Here is an 18314-nt window from a genome sequence, read left to right on the forward strand (position 1 = left end):
GCCCAGCGCGCCGGGGCGCGTCCCGGGACTCAGCCCTCGTTGGTGGCGAGGGCGTCGGTGAGCAGCTCGACCAGGGCCTCGAGCTGCACGTCCCTGGCCGACGACCCGTCCTCGTCCGCCGCGCCGTCCAGGGCCCTGGCGGCCAGCCCGGACTTGCTGTCGATGAGCTCGGCGATCTTCGAGTCGATGGTCTGCGCGGCGATGATGCGCCACGCGGTCACGGGCTCGTCCTGGCCGATCCGGTGGACCCGGTCGATGGCCTGGGTCTGCTCGGCGTCGGTCCAGGACAGCTCGGCCAGCACGAGGTTGGAGGCGACCTGGAGGTTGAGCCCCACGCCCGCCGCCGTCAGGGAGCACACGGCGACCGCGACGTCCGGGTCGCCCGTGAAGGCGGCGATGTTCCGCTCGCGCACCTTCGGCGTCTGGTCCCCGCGGATCGAGGCGAACCGGATGCCGCGGTCGGCGAACGTCTGCTCGGCCTGGTCCATGACGTCGACGTGCTTGGCGAAGAACACGACCTTGCCGACGTTGCGGGCCAGCTGCGCGGTGTAGTCGGCGGCCGGCCCGGCCTTGGCCTGCCCGATCCGCCGGACCATCGTGAACACGTTCTCGCCGCCGGCCTTCGAGCTCGAGTCCTTGAGCTCTGCCGCCGCCACCCGGCGGGCGAGGTCGAGATCGACGCGGTCGCCGTCGGTCGCCTCGGCGGAGACCTCCACGCCGACGGCGCGCGCCTGGGCGGCGGACCGGTAGCGCTCGACCAGCCGGCGGGTCAGCGCGGCCTCGGCGGCGCGGATCGAGCTTCCGACCGCGCCGTCGAGCTCGACCGGCAGGTCGGCCACCCGGCGAGCCGGGATGTCCGCGACCACGTCGGCCTTGCGGCGTCGGACGATGCCCATGTCGATGACGGCGGACCGTGCGGCGGCGTAGAACCCCCGGTCCGCCGGGGTGAGGCCGGTGTCCTCCAGCGCGGTCATGAGCTTGCCGAGGGGCTTCGTGTCGTCGATCCAGCCGAGGAACTGCCAGATCGCCCGGAAGTCCTCGATGTCGTTGATGAGCGGGGTCCCGGTGAGCGCCATGAGCAGCGGCCGGGCGGTGCGGGCACGGATGCGCTCCGAGAGCGCGAGGACCCGCTGAGAGCGCTGCGAGGACTTGTTCTTGATGAAGTGCGCCTCGTCGACGACCATCCCGCGGAAGCCGAGCTCGCCGAGCCAGCCGGCGTGCCGGTCCAGGATCTCGTAGTTCACGACGACGACGTCCGCGAACGCGTCCACCTGCTCGCCGTCGCCGTGGACGACCGTCACGCGCCGCAGCGGAGTCCACATGCCGACCTCGTGCGCCCAGTTCGCCTTCACGACGTTGGGGACGACGACCAGCAGGGGGAAGGCGTCGGCTGCCTGGGCCGCGAGCAGCGCCTGAGCGGTCTTCCCGAGGCCGGGCTCGTCGGCGAGCAGGAACGTGCGGTGACCACGGGCCGTGGCCGCGACGACCTGCGCCTGGTGCGGCATGAGCGCACGCCCGGGCGGGGCGGACACCGCGCGCGGCTCCGGCAGCGCCATGCACGCCGGTGCCCCGGGTCCGGCCTGCTCGAAGGACCGGAAGAGCGGCTCGAGCAGCTCCCAGCCGGCGAGCCGCCGGGGCCGCGCGGCCATCCGCTCGGCCGCGGCCTCGAAGTCCGGGGCGAGGAACGGGTTCGCCAGCTGGCGCGAGATCGCGGACCGGGGCACGACGCGCTTCTCGGTGACCGGCGCCTGTGCGCTCGGCTCGGCCGGCGCAGCGGGCGGCGCGGAGTCCTCGGGCGGCTCCAGACCCCCGGCGCGCATCACGGTCGCCTTGTAGGCGCGCGCCGCGTCGGAGACCCGGGCGTCCTCGGCGAGCAGCGTGAGCAGGGAGGTGTCCCGGGCGGCGATCCTCGCCAGCAGCGTCGCCACCCCGTCGAGCCGCTTGAGCTCCTGGTCCCGCTTCGACACGGAGAGGGAGCGGTCCGACGTCACCCGGGCCCGCTCCTGGCGCACCAGCAGGGCCACGACCTGGAACTGCGTGCGCACCGACGGCCGTGTCGGCGGCCGGCGTACCGCGCCGTCGAGCTCACGGGCGATCCCCGCGAGCACCGGGATGATCCCCTGCTCCGACGGCCGCGGGGCGCGCCGACGCTGGGCGCCGGGCTGAGACCGCTGAGCGCCAGGCTGCGAGCGCTGGGCGCCCGGCTGAGGGCGCGCGCGGCCGGAACGACCTCGACCTGTTCGAGCCACGCCTCCTCCTTCGTTCGATTCCCCGAGCAGCCGCGTCCGGCGTGCCCGGACGCGACCTCGTTGCGCCCGGTCGGGCGCCGCGTCGCCGCACGGCACCACGGCCCGTGCTGCGGGTGCTCGGTCGTGCCGACGGCGTCCGGCGTCACGCGCCGGGCCGTGCGGGCGACCACGTGTCACGACGGACGACCCGCAGCACGCGACGATCCGCCGGTCGAGCGCTCACCGGGAGCCCTGCGACGCCACGACGTCGCCGGACGCCCCTGCACGCCGGTCGCCGAGGCTCCTCACGGGACGAGCCTCGGTTGAACACACCCACCCTGTGCGCCTGGGCAGATTCGAACTGCCGACACCCGCTTTAGGAGAGCGGTGCTCTATCCCCTGAGCTACAGGCGCGCGACCCCGGGGGGCAGGGCCGGAGCACAGCCTAGCCGCCGGGACCGGTCGGACGCGAAGCGCAGCCCGCGCGCAGGTCCTCCGCCCTAGCGCCGGACCAGCCCGCCGCGCCCGGCGACGTCGGCCGCGCGAGGATGGCCGCATGCCGCAGCCCGCCGACGCTCCCCGACGCATCCTCCTCGACTGCGACCCCGGCCACGACGACGCGGTCGCGATGCTCCTCGCGCACGGGAGCCCGGCCGTCGAGCTCGTCGCCGTGACGACCGTGGCGGGGAACCAGACGCTCGAGAAGGTCACGCGCAACGCCCTCGCGGTCGCGGAGGTCGGCGGGATCGACGTCCCCGTCGCCGCGGGGTGCGACCGCCCGCTCGTCCGACGGCGCACGGTCGCGCCCGACATCCACGGCGAGTCCGGGATGGACGGGCCCGAGCTGCCCGCGCCGCGGCGCTCCGTCGACCGCCGGCACGCGGTCGACCTCGTCGTGGACACCGTCATGGGCGCCGAGCCCGGCGAGATCACGCTCGTGCCGACCGGGCCGCTGACGAACGTGGCGATGGCCGCGCGCAAGGAGCCGCGGATCGTGCCGCGCGTCCGAGAGGTCGTGATGATGGGCGGCGGCTACCACGTCGGGAACCGCACGCCCGTCGCGGAGTTCAACGTGCTCGCCGATCCCGAGGCGGCGCACGTCGTGCTGAACGAGGCGTGGCCGCTGACGATGGTGGGCCTGGACCTCACGCACCAGGCCGTCGCGACGCCCGACGTGCGCGAGCGCGTCGCCGCGCTCGGCACCGCACCGGCCCGGTTCGTCGCCGAGCTGCTCGACTTCTACGGCTCGACGTACCGGTCGGCGCAGGGCTTCCCCTACCCGCCCGTGCACGACCCGTGCGCCGTCGCGTACGTGATCGACCCGGACGTCCTGACGACGCGCCGAGCCCCGCTCGACGTCGAGCTGTCCGGCGCTCTGACGACCGGCATGACCGTCGCCGACCTGCGCGGCGACGAGCCGGGCCCCGACCAGTGCCGCACGCAGGTCGCCGTCACCCTCGACCACGCCCGCTTCTGGGACCTCGTCGTCGACGCGCTGCGCCGCCTCGACCACCTCGCCACCTGAGTGCATGAAAGAGTCGCGCTCGAGCCGTGCGAGCGCGACTCTTTCATGCACTCAGCGGGTGGCGGGGGTCCGGGCGGGCGTGGGTGACGAAGTGGTAGCGCAGGCCGGTGGACGACGTCGCCCACTCGCCCGGGGTGGCGGCCCACCCGGCGGGGACGGCAGGGGCGAACGTGTCGCCCTCGACCTCGGCGTCGATCTCCGTGACGACGCACCGGTCGGCCTCGCCGATCGTCGCCGCGTAGAGCTGGGCACCGCCCATCACCCACACCTCGCCCGACCCGGTCGCCCGGGCGGCGGCACGGGCGAGCCCGAGCGCCTCCTCGACCGACCCGGCCACGAGCACCGGCGCGCCGCTCTCCTCGACCGGCCGACCGTCGTCGTCGTCGGGCACCGTGGCACCTGACACCGCGCCGCCGGGCCCGCGCCCACCGGGCGACCAGCGGTCCTGCCGGGTCACGACGACGTTCGTCCGCCCGGGCAGAGGCCGGAACCGGGGCGGGAGCGAGTCCCACGTCCGCCTGCCCATGACCACCGGGTGGCCGGACGTGAGCCGCTTGAAGTGCGCGAGGTCCTCAGGCAGGTGCCACGGCATCGTGCCGCCCGCGCCGATGACGGGACGGCCGGCGGCGTCGCGCGCCTGCGCCCAGACGAGCCCGATCATCAGACGGCGATCGGCGCCTTGATCGTCGGGTGGTGCTGGTACCCGACGACCTCGATGTCCTCGTACTCGTACGCGTCGATCGAGTCGCGCGGTGCGAGGCGCAGGGTCGGGTAGGGGTAGGGCGCGCGCGTCAGCTGCTCGCGCACCTGCTCGACGTGGTTGTCGTAGATGTGCACGTCGCCGCCGGTCCAGACGAAGTCCCCGACCTCAAGACCGGTCTGCGCCGCGACCATGTGGACGAGCAGCGCGTACGACGCGATGTTGAACGGCACGCCGAGGAACAGGTCGGCCGAGCGCTGGTAGAGCTGGCACGACAGCCTCCCGTCGGCCACGTAGAACTGGAAGAACGCGTGGCACGGCGGCAGAGCCATGGACTCGATCTCCCCGACGTTCCACGCGGAGACGATGTGCCGGCGCGAGTCCGGGTTGGAGCGGATCTGCTCGATCACCTGGGCGACCTGGTCCACGTGGCGCCCGTCCGGCGTCGGCCACGAGCGCCACTGCACGCCGTAGACCGGGCCGAGCTCGCCGTCGGCGTCCGCCCACTCGTCCCAGATGCTCACGCCCTGCTCCTGGAGCCAGCGCACGTTGGAGTCGCCGCGCAGGAACCACAGGAGCTCGTACGCGATCGACTTGAGGTGCACGCGCTTGGTCGTGACCAGGGGGAAGCCCTGCGACAGGTCGAAGCGGATCTGCCGGCCGAACACGCTGCGCGTCCCCGTCCCGGTCCGGTCGCCCTTGGGCGTCCCGTGCTCGAGGACGTCGCGCAAGAGGTCCTCGTAGGGCGTCGGGACGGCGGGCGTTGCGTCGGTGACCACGGCCGCCAGTCTAGGTGCGCGGCCTCGACACCGGCGCGAGCACCGTCTCGACGTGCGTGGTCGCGGGATCGGTGCCAGTGTTCACGGTCGCAGGGGGGAAAGACACATCCCGGATGAAACGGAGATTTACCATGGGTTGGATCGCCTACATCGTGCTCGGGCTCGTCGCGGGACTCATCGCTCGTGCGGTTCTCCCGGGGAAGCAGACCGGGTCCCTGATCATCACGATCCTCCTGGGCATCGTCGGGGCGCTCCTCGGCGGATGGCTCGGCAGCGTGTTCTTCGGCACGAGCCTCGGAGACCTCGGCGACTTCCGCACGTGGCTCCTCGCGATCCTCGGCTCGCTCATCACGCTCGGGATCTACGGCGCGGTCACCCGCCGCAGCCACGCCTGACCAACACCTCGCACGGGCCCGACGTCGTCCCCGGACGAACGTCGGGCCCGTCGTGCTGCCCCCTCCCGGTGCGCCGACGTGACGCACCTCATGTCACCGATCGTCGGGCTGCGCGGTCGTAGGGGTGAGAGCGCGCAGGGTGCGCGACGCACAGGAGGCGGTCATGGCACGCATCGTCGTCGTCGGCGGAGGCTACGCCGGGTTCACGGCGGCTCGGGAGCTCGAGAAGCGTCTGCGGCGCGAGCTGCGCCGCGGCGAGGTCGAGCTCGTGCTGGTCGACCCGCGGCCCTACATGACCTACCAGCCTTTCCTGCCGGAGGTCGTCGCGGGCTCGGTCGAGGCACGCCACGCCGCCGTCGCGCACCGCGGCCACCTGCGTCGCACGCGGCTCGTCGACGGCACGGTCGAGCGCGTGGACCACGCCCGGCGCACGGTCGTCGTGCGGCCCCGGTCGGGCGAGCCGTACGACCTGACCTACGACACGGTCGTCGTCACGGCGGGTGCCGTGACGCGCGTCTTCCCCGTGCCGGGGGTCGCCGAGCACGCCATCGGCATGAAGCACGTCGAGGAGGCCGTCGCGATCCGCGACCGTCTGCTCACGTCGTTCGACCGTGCCGCGAGCCTCCCCCGCGGGCCGGAGCGCGAGCGGCTGCTGACCGTGACCTTCGTCGGCGGCGGCTTCTCCGGCGTGGAGGGCTTCGCGGAGCTGCTGTCGCTCGCGCACGACCTCACGCACGTCTACCCCGAGATCGATCCCGCGGAGCTCCGGTTCCACCTCGTCGAGCGGAACGACCGCATCCTTCCCGAGGTCACCGAGCGGCCCGGCCGCTGGGTCGTGCGCGAGCTCGAGCGGCGGGGTGCGCACGTGCACCTCGGGTCCGGCCTCGTGTCGGCCGAGGGAGGCGTCGTGACGCTCTCGACCGGCGAGTCGTTCGCCACCGGCCTCCTCGTGTGGACGGCGGGGAACGCGGCCAACCCGGTCGTCGCGACGCACACCGACCTGCCGGTCGACGCGCGGGGCTACGTCGTCGTGCGGTCCGACCTGCAGGTCGGGACGGCGGACGCACCCGTGGCCGACGCCTGGGCCGCGGGCGACGGCGCCGCCGTCCCCGACCTCGCGACGCCGCGGCCCGGAGCCCTGACGGTGCCCAACGCGCAGCACGCCGTGCGGCAGGGCCGGCGCCTGGCCCGCAACCTCGTCGCGGCGCGCCGCGGCCGGGCGACGCACCCGTACGTGCACGGCAGCCTCGGCGTGGTCGCGACGCTCGGCCTCGGCACCGGGATCTTCCAGTACCACCGGCTCGTCGTGCGCGGGCCCCTCGCGTGGCTCATGCACCGCGGCTACCACGTCCTCGCGATCCCCACGTGGGAGCGCAAGGCCCGCGTCCTCGCGGTGTGGACGACCGCCGCGCTGTTCGGGCGCGACGTCGTCTCGCTCGCCTCGGTGCAGGACCCCCGGGGGGCGTTCGTCGCGGCCGCCCCGGCCACGGAGCACCGGTCCGTCGCGGCCTGAGCGGAGCACTGCGGCCGGGTGCCGCGGAACGTGTCGAGCGCCCCGAGGTCCTGGACCTCGGGGCGCTCGACGGCGTGAGACTGGCGTCAGGCCGTCACGCGACGTGCTGGGCGAACGTGATCTCGCCGCGCAGCGACTCCCCTTGCGGGACGATGGAGTCCTCGGCGAGCCGCGCCCCGAAGTACGTGGCCTCGGGGTCCGCCACGACCTCCCGGTCGTCGCCCTGCGCGGCGAGGGCGGTCCGGATGAACTCGTCGAACCGCACCCGCTCCGGCCCGGCGATCTCGACCATGCCGTTCAGCGGCGCCCCGGCCGCGACCTCCGCGACCTTGCGCGCGACGTCGGCGGACGCCACGGGCTGGAACGCCACGGGCGGGATCCGCACGACGCCGTCGGCGGTCGCGCCGTCCGCGATGGAGCGCGCGAACTCGAAGAACTGCGTCGCACGGACGATCGACCACCCGCGACCGGAGCCGCGGACGAGCTCCTCCTGCGCGACCTTCGCGCGCAGGTACCCCGCGTCTGTCCGGTCCGTGCCCACGATCGACAGGATCACGTGGTGGCCGACCCCGGCGCGCGCCTCGGCGTCGAGCAGCGTGCGCGTCGACGTCGTGAAGAAGCGCATCACGTCGTCGTCCGCGAACGACGGCGAGTTCGACACGTCGACCACGACGTCGGCCCCCGCGAGCGCCTCGTCCACCCCCGCGCCCGTCAGCGTGTCCACACCCGTGCTGGGCGCGGCGACGACGGCCTCGTGCCCGGCGTCGTGCAGGCGTGCGACGACCTGGCTCCCGATCAGTCCCGTTCCTCCGACGACGACGATCCTCATGACCTTCTCCTCTCCTGCGCGCGGCGTCGTGCCGCCCGTCATGCTGTCGACCGGGCGGCGCCGGCCCGTGTGACAGCGACCGTCGGGCGGGAATCGCCGACGTCCGCCGCACGTTCCTCCGGGTGCGGACGGCCTGCCCGCCGAGAGCCCACGAGTGCGAGGATCGACGCATGACCACCCAGCCTGCCGAGAACACCGTGAACCCCCCCGACGAGGCCGAGCGCGACGTCCCCGCGCCCTCCCCCGCCCCGGCCGACCCGCTGTGGGTCGAGCGCACCGGCGACCGCACCTACACGGGCCACTCCGCCCGTGGCGCCCAGGTCTCGATCGGCCCGGCGAGCGAGGGCGCGGTGTTCACGCCCGGCGAGCTGCTGAAGATCGCCCTCGCCGCGTGCGCGGGCATGAGCACCGACCGCACGTTCGCGCGCCGGCTCGGCGACGACTACCAGGTGACCATCCACGTCGAGGGCGCCAAGCTCCTCGAGGAGGAGCGCTACCCGAAGATCACGGGCACGTACGACATCGACCTGACCTCGCTCGACGACGACGTGCGCGACCGGCTCGTCACGGTCGCCGAGCGAGCGATCGACAAGGCGTGCACGGTAGGACGGACGGTCAAGGCCGGAGCCGAGGTCGAGTACCTCTTCCAGCCGGAGGGTGCCGGCCGACAGGTCGAGACACAGGCCTGACGCAGGACCGACACGGGATGACGGGAGGCGCCATGGCGCACCAGCAGGACCCCTCGAGAACCCCCGCGCCGTACGGCGGCGTGCCCGAGTACGGGACACCGCCGCGCCCGGGCGCCCCCGTCGACGTCCCGACGCAGGACGCCGTCGAGTGGTCCGCGTACCGCCCCACCCCGCTGCTGGACGCCGCGCTCGACAAGGCCGTGACGATCCCGTCGCACGTCATCCGCGCCCACGTCGACTCCGTGCGCCGTCGGAACCCGGAGGCGAGCCCGGCGCAGATCGTGCGGATCCTCGAGCGCGAGTACCTCCTCGTCATCCAGGCGGCCGGCGGTGCCGTGGGAGCCGTGGCGGGGTTCCCCGCCGTGGGCACCGGGGTCGGGATCGTGCTCACGTCGAGCGACATCGCGACCTTCTTCGCGTCGTCGGCGGCATTCGCGCTCGCCGTGGCGGACGTGCACGGCATCGCGGTCGACGACGTCGCACGCCGTCGCGCCCTGCTCCTCGCCACGGTCCTCGGCGAGAAGGGAGCGCGCGACGTGGAGCGCGCGACGCAGGGGTCGGGCCTCGCCTGGGGCAAGGTCCTGCTCACGAGCATGCCGGCGGGGACGCTCGTCAAGGTGAACAAGGCGCTCGGCAACCGTTTCCTGCGCACCCAGCTCGCGAAGCAGTCCGGTCTCGCGATCGGGCGCCTGGTCCCGTTCGGCATCGGCGCGGTCGTCGGGGTCGCGGGAGCACGCGCGCTCGGCCACGGCGTCATCGCCCAGTCCCGGCGCGCGTTCGGGCCGCCACCGTCGGTCTTCGGTCGTTTGATCGAGGTGGTCGAGTCGCCGATCGAGGACGCTCCCCCGCGGCTCGTCCCCGTGCCCGACGACGACGACGCGCAGCCGCGGCGGCGCCGTCGCCTCCTGCCGGGGCGGGGCCGGCGGGACCGCTCCGCCGCGCGCGACGCGGAGTGACGGTCGACGGGCCCCGGGACGGCCCGGGCGCCGGCGTGCCGTCCGGCGACGACGTCCCGGGCGTCCGGCGCGGTGCGGGACGCGGCGGGCGTCGCGTCGCCGTCGGACGTGACCTCGACGTCGACGCGTCGGTCGCGTTCGCGTGGGTCGCCGACCCGCGCACGCATCCACGCTTCATCCCGCTGACGCGCATGACGACGCCCGCGGCGCGCGGGCCGGAGGTGGGCGACCGGTTCACGATGGTGAGCGGTCCGCTCGGGCACCGCGGAGCGCCCGGGTTCACCGACCGCATGGTCGTGGAGGCGATCGAACGGCCCTCCACGGCGGCGGGCCGCACCGGGCGCACGCGCGTGCGCAAGCTCGGGCCCGTCCTGCTCGGCGACGCGGGGTTCGACGTCGTCCCACGCGGCCCGGGCCGATGCCGCGTCGTGTGGTGGGAGGAGGCGTACCTCGCCGGCCCGGTCCCGCGCGGTGTCACCGCGCCCCTCGTCGGCCTGGCACTGCGCGCGATGATGCACGCGTCGCTCCGCCGTCTCGAGTCCCGCTTGACGCGCCGCGCCCCGGAAGCCTGACCTCCGCGGGCACGGCGCCCCAGGCACGCCGAACCCGGGGTTGCGTGTCATCCACGGTCGTGGGTGACACGCAACCCCGGGTTCGGCGGAGTGGGGTGGGTGGTCAGGCGGTCGGCCCGTCGGTCGCGGTGCCCGACGGCGCGTCGTCGGCCGGGTCGGCGGGGCCGGAGCTGTGCGGGGTGCCCGAGGGGACCGGGCCGGCGAGGACCAGGTAGAGCTCGCGGCGCGTGCGCTCGAGGAGCTCGGCCGCGGCCTTCGCCTGCTCGTCGGTGCCCGTGCGGGCGACCTGGTGGACTGCCGCGGCGACGGCCTCGACCCCCGCGCGCAGCTCGCGCCGCGACCGACCGCCACGCCCCGCGGCGTCGGCGAACGGGTCACCGAGCTCGGCGGCGTGCTCCGCGACGTACGCGGTGCCTGCCTCCGTGAGGGTCGCGAGGCGACGCCCGCCGTCGGCCGAGAGCTCGACGAGCCCCTCGTCCTGGAGCAGGTTGAGCGCCGGGTAGACCGCGCCCGGGCTCGGGCGCCACTGGCCCTCGCTGCGCTCGGCGATCTCCTGGATCACCTGGTAGCCGTGCATGGGCTGCTCGGCGAGGAGCAGCAGGACGGCGGCGCGGACGTCGCCGCGACCGGCGCGACCGGGGCCGCGTCCGCCGTGCCGACGGCCGCCGTGCCCACCCGGGCCGAACCCGGGCCCGCCGGGACCGAAGCCCGGTCCTCCGGGACCGAAGCCCCGTCCGCCGTCGGCCGGACCGCCGAAGCCGCCGGGCCTGCCGCCGCGCGGCGCACCGCCGCGACCACGGCCGGAGCCGGCGTCGCCGCGGAACCATGCCGCGTCGTCGGGCACGGGCGGGAAGCCGTCGCGACGGCGGCGACCGGGGCGCGGCCCGGGTCGGCCCGCGACGGGCTGGGAGATGTTCTGGATGTCGTCCGGGGTCCGGCCCCGGTGCTGGTGTGCGTAGCTCATGGGATGTGTCTCCTGTGTTCGTGGGCCCCGGGCGTGCGCCGCAGGGCGGTGGCGGGCCGTGGTGGCCTCGCAGGGATCGCGAGCGCCTCGAGCAGTCGAAGGATCTCCCGAGGCTGGCTCAGCGATACGCTAACGATATATCGATAGAATATCGCTGTCAACACCCGGTCGCCGCTCGCGTGGTCCCAGGACGCACCCGCCCGCCGGACGTACGCTGGCATCCAGCAGGTCACCGGACGGACACACCCGCCCGGCCTTTCGAACCGACGTGCACCCCGGGCCGCACCACCCCCGCGGCCCGACTGCCCGCGAGGAGGCGGCGATGCGCCCTGGACACCCCCGGCACTACCTCATGTGCCGGCCGACGTACTTCACCGTCAGCTACGAGATCAACCCGTGGATGGACCGGCGCACCCCGGTCGACACCCCCCTCGCGGTCGCGCAGTGGGAACGCCTGCGCGACACCTACCGCGACCTCGGGCACACGGTCGAGACGATCGACCCCGTCCCCGGGCTGCCCGACATGGTCTACGCCGCCAACGGCGCGACCGTGGTCGACGGGCTCGTCTACTCCGCGCGCTTCACGCACCCCGAGCGCGGCCCCGAGGGCCCCGCGTACCTCAAGTGGTTCGCCGACCACGGCTACGTGACCCACCTCGCCGAGCACGTCAACGAGGGCGAGGGCGACCTGCTCACCGTCGGCGACGTCGTGCTCGCCGGCACCGGGTTCCGCACCGACCGTGCCGCGCACGCCGAGGCGGCAGGACTGTGGGGTCGGGAGGTCGTGACGCTCGAGCTCGTCGACCCGCGCTTCTACCACCTCGACACCGCGCTCGTCGTGCTGCGCGGGAGCGAGGGGACCCCTCTGGGCGCGGAAGGTCCGGGCACGATGCGTCCCGGCCACGACGGGCCCGACGACGCGCCGCACCCCGGGCTGACCGGCACGCCCGGCGTCGACGTCGCCTACTACCCGCCTGCGTTCTCCCCCGCGTCGCGCGAGGTCCTGCGCGACCGCTTCCCCGACGCGCACCTCGCGAGCGAGGAGGACGCCGTCGTGCTGGGGCTCAACGCCGTGAGCGACGGCCGGCACGTGGTGCTCAACCCGCGGGCCGCGCACCTCGCGGCGGCGTTGCGCGAGCGCGGCTACGAGACCGTCGGCGTCGACACGTCCGAGCTCCTGCGCGGGGGCGGCGGCGCGAAGTGCTGCACCCTCGAGATCCGCTCCACCGTGCCGACGCACGCGCCGACGTCCGGGAGCCCGTCGTGACCGCCCAGGTCGTGCGCACCTCGGGCGCTCTCGCGCACAACTACCACCCGCTGCCCGTGACGGTCGCGACCGCCGAGGGGTCCTGGGTCACGGACGTGCACGGGCGCCGCTACCTCGACTTCCTCGCGGGCTACTCGGCGCTGAACTTCGGGCACCGGCATCCCGCGCTCGTCGACGCCGTGACCCGCCAGCTCGGGCGCGTCACGCTCACCTCGCGCGCGTTCGACCACGACCTCCTGCACCGGTTCGCCGACGCGCTCGCCGTGCTCGTCGGGCCGCTCACGACCGGCGGCCCGGACGCGATGGTGCTCCCCATGAACACCGGCGCGGAGGCGGTCGAGACCGCGATCAAGACCGCCCGCAAGTGGGGGTACGACGTCAAGGGCGTGCCGCCCGGAGAGGCGACGATCGTCGTCGGCTCCGGGAACTTCCACGGGCGCACCACGACGGTCGTCTCGTTCTCCGACGACCCCGACGCGCGCACGGGGTTCGACCCGTACACGCCCGGCTTCCGGCTCGTCCCGTACGGCGACGCCGACGCCGTGGCGGCCGCGGTCGACGAGACGACCGTCGCGGTCCTGATGGAGCCGGTCCAGGGCGAGTCGGGCGTCATCGTGCCGCCTGACGAGTACTGGCCGCGGCTGCGGTCGATCACCGCCGAGCGCGACGTGCTGCTCGTCGCGGACGAGATCCAGTCCGGCCTCGGCCGCACCGGCACGACCCTCGCCACCGAGACGTGGGCCGTGCAGCCGGACCTCGTGACGCTCGGCAAGGCCCTCGGGGGCGGGATCCTGCCGGTGTCCGCCGTCGTCGGGCGCCGCGACGTGCTCGAGGTGCTCACGCCCGGCACGCACGGCAGCACGTTCGGCGGCAACCCGCTCGCGTGCGCGGTGGGCCTCGCCGTCGTCGAGCTGCTGTCCACCGGCGAGCACCAGCGCCGTGCGCGCGAGCTCGGTGGGCTCCTCCACGCACGCCTCGCCTCGCTCGTGGACTCCGGGCTGCTCGTCGGCGCGCGCGGGGTCGGGCTGTGGGCGGGCGTCGACCTCGACCCCGCGCACGGGACGGGCCGCGACCTGTGCGAGGCCCTCCTTGCGCGCGGCGTCCTCGCCAAGGACACGCACGGCTCGACCATCCGGCTCGCGCCCCCGCTGACCATCACGGAGGACGACCTCGAGACCGGTCTGTCCGCCCTGGAGGATGCGCTGACGGCGCTCGGGCGCGGTCGGTAGAGTCCGGTGGGTGACCACCGCGCAGCCTGAGCCCACCGCCCCTGCCGACGTTCCCACCGCCGACGCCACCGCCCCTGCGGCCGACCTCGCGACGTCCCTCGACGACCTGCGCCGCGCCTACGCGGACCTGCAGGCGCTGGGCCTGAAGCTGGACCTCACGCGCGGGAAGCCGTCAGCCGAGCAGCTCGACCTCTCCGAGGCCCTGCTCGCGCTCCCGGGCGAGGGCGTGCACACGGACGCCGACGGCACCGACGTGCGTAACTACGGCGGGCTCGACGGGCTTCTGCAGCTCCGCCGCATCTTCGCCGAGCTGCTCGGCGTGCCGGTCCAGCAGCTCCTCGCCGGCGGCAACGCGAGCCTCACGCTCATGTACGACACGCTCGCGTACGCGACGCTCTTCGGCGTCCCCGGCTCTGACCGGCCCTGGGGCCGCGAGGAGACCGTCCGCTGGATCTGCCCGGTGCCCGGCTACGACCGGCACTTCTCGGTGTGCGAGGCGTTCGGCATCGAGATGGTCACCGTCCCGATGACCTCCGACGGGCCGGACGCCGACGCCGTCGCAGCCCTCGTCGCCGACGACCCCAGCATCAAGGGCATGTGGGTCGTGCCCACGTACGCGAACCCCGACGGGTCGGTCGTCAGCGAGGATGTCGCGCGCGCGCTCGTCTCGATGCCCACCGCCGCACCGGACTTCCGCATCCTCTGGGACAACGCCTACGCGCTGCATCACCTCACCGACGACGAGGTGACCAGCGCCGACGCCCTCGGCCTCGCCGCCGAGGCCGGCAACCCCGACCGCGTGATCCTCTACGCCTCGACGTCCAAGATCACCTTCGCCGGCGCCGGCGTCGCGTTCCTCGGCGCCTCCCCTGCGAACGTCGCCTGGTACAAGAAGCACCTGTCCGCCCAGTCGATCGGCCCCGACAAGGTCAACCAGCTCCGCCACGCCCTGTTCTTCGGCGACGCCGACGGCGTGCGCGCGCACATGCGCAAGCACCGCGACATCATCGCGCCCAAGTTCGACGCCGTCACGAGCATCCTCGCCGAGCGCCTCGGCGACGCCGGCGTCGGGTCGTGGACCGAGCCGAAGGGCGGCTACTTCGTCAGTCTCGACGTCGTGCCCGGCACCGCGTCGCGCGTCGTCGGGCTCGCGAAGGACGCCGGCATCGCGCTCACCCCCGCCGGCGCTCCCTTCCCCTACGGCAAGGACCCCGAGGACAAGGTCCTGCGCCTCGCCCCGACCCTCCCCCCGATCGAGGAGGTCCGCGTCGCGATGGACGGCGTCGCGACCTGCGTCCTCCTCGCCGCCGCGGAGCACGCCGCCCGCGCGAGGTAGAACCCCGGTCACGCGAAGTAGAACCCCGGTCACGCGAAGTAGAACCGTGGTCGTGTCCGACGGCGCGTGGTCGGGTTGGGCGTCGGGGTGGGTGGGGGCGCCGCGTCTACCATCCGCCGCTCGTTCCTCGCGGCTCCCGCCAGGCCCGACCACGACGCGGCGCCCCCACCCACCCCTCCCGGCATCACCTCACCCTGGTCCGTGCTCACCCGGGCAAGACCCGTGGTGTTACGCCGAGCATGTCGTCACGGCTCGTCCTGGTCGCCTGACGGGCCACAACGCCATGCTCGACCGGCCGGGACCGCATGGTCGCCACGAGAGCGGGCCACGGCCCCGTGCCTTGCCGACGCGCGCGACTTGGCCCTGACGGCGGACCACCGTTCTACTTCGGCAGACCAGGGTTCTACCTCGCGTGACCACGGTTCTACCTCGGCCGACCAGGGTTCTACGTCGGCGGGTCCGGGGCCCGGCGTCCGCCTGGGGTGCGGTGATCGTCGAGCGGGTGGGGCGGCGTCGGATGCGAAGGGCGTCAAGGCCGCGCTCCCAAAACCCACGCCCGAAAGACCCGGGCGACGGCGCGGACAGCCCGAGCACCGACGCCGCCCCACCCGCGGACCCGACCACAGCACGCCCGACCCGGCCCGAGCACCGACGCCGCCCCGCACGCGGACCCGACCACGAGCGCACCCCGACGATCCGGTCATGGCCCTGACGAATCTCACTGGTCTTGCGGCACCGACCCGACGCAGGATGGAGCACGTGCGCGACCGATGAGTTCTGCCGGCCCGGACGGTCGGTGGTGGGTGGCTCGGAGACCCGGGCGGCTCGTCGGTACCGGCGAACGACCATCCCGCGGAGGGGACATGACCGACACTGCACGCGGCGACCTCGCCGTCGAGGCCCGCGGCCTCGTCAAGCACTTCACGACCGGCAAGTCGGTGACCAAGGCGGTCGACGGCATCGACCTGCTCATCCCCGAGGGAACGGTCTTCGGAGTCCTCGGGCCGAACGGCGCGGGCAAGACGACCGCGGTGCGCATGCTGGCGACGCTCTTGCGGCCGGATGCGGGCACCGCGCGCGTGCTGGGCCACGACGTCGTGCACGACGCGGACAAGGTGCGCTCCGTCGTCGGGCTCACGGGGCAGTACGCGTCCGTGGACGAGGACCTCACGGGCACGGAGAACCTCGTGATGCTCGCGCGGCTCTACGGGTTCCTCGGTGGCACGGCGCGCAGGCGATCGGCGGACCTGCTGGACGCGTTCGGCCTGGGTGACGCGGGCGACCGTCAGGTCAAGACGTACTCGGGCGGCATGCGGCGCCGCATCGACCTCGCGGCGAGCCTCGTCATGAGCCCGCGCGTGATCTTCCTCGACGAGCCGACGACCGGGCTCGACCCGCGCAGCCGCAACCAGGTGTGGGACATCGTGCGCGTGCTCGTGGCCGACGGCGCGACGGTCCTGCTCACGACGCAGTACCTCGAGGAGGCGGACCAGCTCGCGGACCGCATCGCGGTGATCGACCACGGCAAGGTCATCGCGGAGGGCACCGCGACGGAGCTCAAGCGCTCCGTGGGCGAGGGCGCGGTCACCCTGCGTCTCGCCGACGCGACGCAGCGCGGCCGTGCGGCGGAAGTCGTCGCCGGTCTCCTCGGCACGGAGGTCTCGCTCGCCAACGACCCGTACGCGTTCTCGGCGCGCGTGCCCGACGACGGCGCCCTCGCCGTCGCGCGCATCCTCCCGGCACTGGGCGACCAGGGCATCGTCGTGCCGGAGTTCACCCTGGGCCAGCCGAGCCTCGACGAGGTCTTCCTCGCGCTCACCGGCCAGCCCGTCGAGGAAGACGAGACGATCGAGGAGGTGGCCTGATGGCCGTCGACCCCACCACCACCGCGGCGGACCTGCGCGCGCCCGAGGCGAACGCGCTGCGCGCCGCCGTCGCGCTCGACCGGCGGCCCGACCGGCCCTCGCCCGTGTCGGCGACGTTGACCTACACGTGGCGCGCGCTGCTCAAGATCAAGCACGTGCCCGAGCAGCTCTTCGACGTCACGGTCTCGCCGATCATCTTCACCCTGATGTTCACGTACCTGTTCGGCGGTGCGCTCGCCGGCGACGTGACGAGCTACCTGCAGTTCTTGCTGCCCGGCATCCTCGTGCAGGCCGTCCTCTTCACGACGATCTACACGGGCTACACGATGAACACCGACATCAGCAAGGGTGTGTTCGACCGCTTCCGCTCGCTGCCCGTGTGGCGACCGGCACCGATCGTCGGTGCGCTGCTCGGCGACACCGTGCGCTACACGATCGCGTCGATCGTCACGTTGGCCCTCGGGCTCGTCCTGGGCTTCCGGCCGCCGGGCGGCGTCGTCGGAGTCGTTCTCGGGGTCCTGCTGCTGCTCGTGTTCGCATTCGCCCTGAGCTGGGTGTTCACGGCGCTCGGGCTCGTCCTGCGCTCGCCCAACGCGGTCATGGGCACCTCGATGCTCGTGCTGATGCCGCTGACGTTCGCGTCGAACATCTTCGTCGACCCGTCGACGATGCCCGTGGTGCTGCAGCGATTCGTCGAGGTCAACCCGGTGACGCACCTCGTCACCGCGGTCCGCAGCCTCATGGCCGGCGAGCCGGACATGAACGGGATCATGTGGGTCCTCGTGGCGTCCGTCGTCCTGACGGCGGTCCTCGCCCCGATCACGATGCGCCTCTACCGCAACCGCAGCTGACACCACGGCACGCCACCGTCGGGGCGACGTCAGGGCCGCAGCAACAGCTCGCCCGCGAGGCTCACGGCCTCGCGGGTCGAGCGACCAGGATGGCTCACGACCATGAAGTGGCGTCCGATCGCGAGAGCGAAGAGCAGCGTGCTGCGAGCCTCGACCTCGTCGGCATCGTCGACGAACGTCGCGAAGAGTCCACGCAGCCAGTCCATGCGTCGCTCGTCCGTGCGCCGCAGACGCTCGGCGACGTCAGGCTCACGGCGCGCCCACTCGCGTACCGCGAGGTCGATGCGGTGCAGCTCCTCGGAGAAGGACAGCCGACCTGCCGCGCGGAGGGTGTCCACAGCGTCCCTCGCCTCGGCGCCCGCCTGCTCGATGACCGACTCGGTGCACCGACGCTCCCAGTCGTCGAGCATCGCCTCGAGCAGCTCCGCCCGATCAGAGAAGTGCCCGTAGAAACCGCCCTTGGTGACGCCGAGATGGCCAGCGAGCACCTCGACCCGGACTGCTTCCGGACCGCCTTCCGCGAGTGCGGCGAGCCCGGCGTCGACCCAGTGCTGACGGGGTGTGCGCGTCCGGGCGGGCATGGGACTCCTTGGTGCACCTAGGCTGGTCGGGCATC

The 18314-nt window shown here is 73.8% G+C and carries 17 protein-coding genes and 1 tRNA gene; 11 read left to right on the plus strand and 7 right to left on the minus strand.

The window, feature by feature from the left end:
- Positions 1–29: 29 nt before the first annotated feature.
- Both ACMXGY_RS16430 and ACMXGY_RS16435 read right to left on the minus strand, forming a co-directional pair.
- Positions 30–2249, minus strand: a complete 2220-nt coding sequence (locus ACMXGY_RS16430; RefSeq protein WP_483774053.1) for a DEAD/DEAH box helicase — start codon at positions 2247–2249, stop codon at positions 30–32.
- Between the two features lie 320 nt (positions 2250–2569).
- A tRNA-Arg gene (locus ACMXGY_RS16435) sits at positions 2570–2642 on the minus strand.
- 142 nt (positions 2643–2784) lie between these two features.
- Between ACMXGY_RS16435 and uriH the strand changes: the two genes are divergently transcribed.
- Positions 2785–3753, plus strand: a complete 969-nt coding sequence (gene uriH, locus ACMXGY_RS16440) for a uridine-preferring nucleoside hydrolase UriH (RefSeq protein WP_483774054.1) — start codon at positions 2785–2787, stop codon at positions 3751–3753.
- 43 nt (positions 3754–3796) lie between these two features.
- Here uriH and ACMXGY_RS16445 read toward each other — a convergent pair whose 3' ends face one another.
- On the minus strand, positions 3797–4414 hold the full coding sequence (locus tag ACMXGY_RS16445; protein WP_483774055.1) for a dihydrofolate reductase: 618 nt from the start codon (positions 4412–4414) through the stop codon (positions 3797–3799).
- A complete protein-coding gene (locus tag ACMXGY_RS16450; RefSeq protein WP_483774056.1) occupies positions 4414–5232 on the minus strand; it encodes a thymidylate synthase in 819 nt (272 codons plus the stop codon). The genes ACMXGY_RS16445 and ACMXGY_RS16450 overlap by 1 nt, the downstream gene beginning before the upstream one ends.
- A gap of 131 nt (positions 5233–5363) precedes the next feature.
- Between ACMXGY_RS16450 and ACMXGY_RS16455 the strand changes: the two genes are divergently transcribed.
- Together ACMXGY_RS16455 and ACMXGY_RS16460 are read left to right on the plus strand one after the other, a co-directional pair.
- Entirely contained in the window at positions 5364–5627 is a 264-nt protein-coding gene (locus ACMXGY_RS16455) for a GlsB/YeaQ/YmgE family stress response membrane protein (RefSeq protein WP_483774057.1), read from the plus strand.
- Positions 5628–5790: 163 nt separating this feature from the next.
- Positions 5791–7140 (plus strand): NAD(P)/FAD-dependent oxidoreductase, encoded by a 1350-nt coding sequence (locus ACMXGY_RS16460; RefSeq protein ID WP_483774058.1) that lies wholly within the window; start codon positions 5791–5793, stop codon positions 7138–7140.
- A 94-nt stretch (positions 7141–7234) separates the two neighbouring features.
- On the opposite strand, the gene ACMXGY_RS16465 is transcribed toward ACMXGY_RS16460, so the two are convergent.
- Complete coding sequence (locus ACMXGY_RS16465) at positions 7235–7969, minus strand: SDR family oxidoreductase (protein ID WP_483774059.1); 735 nt, start codon at positions 7967–7969, stop codon at positions 7235–7237.
- 170 nt (positions 7970–8139) lie between these two features.
- On the opposite strand from ACMXGY_RS16465, the gene ACMXGY_RS16470 reads away from it, so the two are divergent.
- Genes ACMXGY_RS16470 through ACMXGY_RS16480 form a run of 3 tightly spaced genes read left to right on the plus strand, consistent with a single transcriptional unit; the run spans position 8140 to position 10186 of the window.
- Positions 8140–8658, plus strand: a complete 519-nt coding sequence (locus ACMXGY_RS16470; RefSeq protein WP_483774060.1) for an OsmC family protein — start codon at positions 8140–8142, stop codon at positions 8656–8658.
- Positions 8659–8690: 32 nt separating this feature from the next.
- Positions 8691–9614 carry a hypothetical protein gene (locus tag ACMXGY_RS16475; protein WP_483774061.1) on the plus strand — a complete coding sequence of 308 codons (924 nt, stop codon included), beginning with the start codon at positions 8691–8693 and terminating at the stop codon, positions 9612–9614.
- The gene (locus ACMXGY_RS16480) at positions 9611–10186 is read left to right on the plus strand and encodes an SRPBCC family protein (RefSeq protein WP_483774062.1); all 576 of its coding nucleotides are present in this window, start codon (positions 9611–9613) and stop codon (positions 10184–10186) included. Before ACMXGY_RS16475 ends, ACMXGY_RS16480 begins: the two co-directional genes overlap by 4 nt.
- A gap of 103 nt (positions 10187–10289) precedes the next feature.
- On the opposite strand, the gene ACMXGY_RS16485 is transcribed toward ACMXGY_RS16480, so the two are convergent.
- Complete coding sequence (locus tag ACMXGY_RS16485) at positions 10290–11150, minus strand: PadR family transcriptional regulator (RefSeq protein WP_483774063.1); 861 nt, start codon at positions 11148–11150, stop codon at positions 10290–10292.
- A gap of 322 nt (positions 11151–11472) precedes the next feature.
- Here ACMXGY_RS16485 and ACMXGY_RS16490 point away from each other — a divergent pair, with 322 nt between their 5' ends.
- The 5 genes from ACMXGY_RS16490 to ACMXGY_RS16510 all read left to right on the plus strand — a co-directional run bounded on the left by ACMXGY_RS16490 (position 11473) and on the right by ACMXGY_RS16510 (position 17698).
- A complete protein-coding gene (locus tag ACMXGY_RS16490; RefSeq protein ID WP_483774064.1) occupies positions 11473–12417 on the plus strand; it encodes a dimethylarginine dimethylaminohydrolase family protein in 945 nt (314 codons plus the stop codon).
- The gene (gene rocD, locus ACMXGY_RS16495) at positions 12414–13646 is read left to right on the plus strand and encodes an ornithine--oxo-acid transaminase (protein WP_483774065.1); all 1233 of its coding nucleotides are present in this window, start codon (positions 12414–12416) and stop codon (positions 13644–13646) included. Before ACMXGY_RS16490 ends, rocD begins: the two co-directional genes overlap by 4 nt.
- 10 nt (positions 13647–13656) lie before the next feature.
- Positions 13657–14982 carry an aspartate aminotransferase type Ic gene (locus tag ACMXGY_RS16500; RefSeq protein ID WP_483774066.1) on the plus strand — a complete coding sequence of 442 codons (1326 nt, stop codon included), beginning with the start codon at positions 13657–13659 and terminating at the stop codon, positions 14980–14982.
- Between the two features lie 863 nt (positions 14983–15845).
- Positions 15846–16847 (plus strand): ATP-binding cassette domain-containing protein, encoded by a 1002-nt coding sequence (locus ACMXGY_RS16505; protein WP_483774067.1) that lies wholly within the window; start codon positions 15846–15848, stop codon positions 16845–16847.
- Positions 16847–17698, plus strand: a complete 852-nt coding sequence (locus tag ACMXGY_RS16510) for an ABC transporter permease (RefSeq protein ID WP_483774068.1) — start codon at positions 16847–16849, stop codon at positions 17696–17698. Before ACMXGY_RS16505 ends, ACMXGY_RS16510 begins: the two co-directional genes overlap by 1 nt.
- Before the next feature lie 29 nt (positions 17699–17727).
- Here ACMXGY_RS16510 and ACMXGY_RS16515 read toward each other — a convergent pair whose 3' ends face one another.
- Positions 17728–18279 (minus strand): TetR/AcrR family transcriptional regulator, encoded by a 552-nt coding sequence (locus ACMXGY_RS16515; RefSeq protein ID WP_483774069.1) that lies wholly within the window; start codon positions 18277–18279, stop codon positions 17728–17730.
- Positions 18280–18314 lie beyond the last annotated feature (35 nt).

This window comes from Cellulosimicrobium sp. G4 BAM 1002 (assembly GCF_057126935.1).

Excerpts from the sequence above, each read along its gene's own strand:
- ACMXGY_RS16475 (WP_483774061.1), top strand. The coding sequence starts at position 8,691 with ATGGCGCACCAGCAGGACCCCTCGAGAACCCCCGCGCCGTACGGCGGC.
- ACMXGY_RS16505 (WP_483774067.1), top strand. The coding sequence starts at position 15,846 with ATGACCGACACTGCACGCGGCGACCTCGCCGTCGAGGCCCGCGGCCTC.
- ACMXGY_RS16460 (WP_483774058.1), top strand. The coding sequence starts at position 5,791 with ATGGCACGCATCGTCGTCGTCGGCGGAGGCTACGCCGGGTTCACGGCG.
- ACMXGY_RS16455 (WP_483774057.1), top strand. The coding sequence starts at position 5,364 with ATGGGTTGGATCGCCTACATCGTGCTCGGGCTCGTCGCGGGACTCATC.
- ACMXGY_RS16485 (WP_483774063.1), bottom strand. The coding sequence starts at position 11,150 with ATGAGCTACGCACACCAGCACCGGGGCCGGACCCCGGACGACATCCAG.
- ACMXGY_RS16470 (WP_483774060.1), top strand. The coding sequence starts at position 8,140 with ATGACCACCCAGCCTGCCGAGAACACCGTGAACCCCCCCGACGAGGCC.
- ACMXGY_RS16465 (WP_483774059.1), bottom strand. The coding sequence starts at position 7,969 with ATGAGGATCGTCGTCGTCGGAGGAACGGGACTGATCGGGAGCCAGGTC.
- ACMXGY_RS16510 (WP_483774068.1), top strand. The coding sequence starts at position 16,847 with ATGGCCGTCGACCCCACCACCACCGCGGCGGACCTGCGCGCGCCCGAG.
- ACMXGY_RS16445 (WP_483774055.1), bottom strand. The coding sequence starts at position 4,414 with ATGATCGGGCTCGTCTGGGCGCAGGCGCGCGACGCCGCCGGCCGTCCC.
- ACMXGY_RS16515 (WP_483774069.1), bottom strand. The coding sequence starts at position 18,279 with ATGCCCGCCCGGACGCGCACACCCCGTCAGCACTGGGTCGACGCCGGG.
- uriH (WP_483774054.1), top strand. The coding sequence starts at position 2,785 with ATGCCGCAGCCCGCCGACGCTCCCCGACGCATCCTCCTCGACTGCGAC.
- ACMXGY_RS16490 (WP_483774064.1), top strand. The coding sequence starts at position 11,473 with ATGCGCCCTGGACACCCCCGGCACTACCTCATGTGCCGGCCGACGTAC.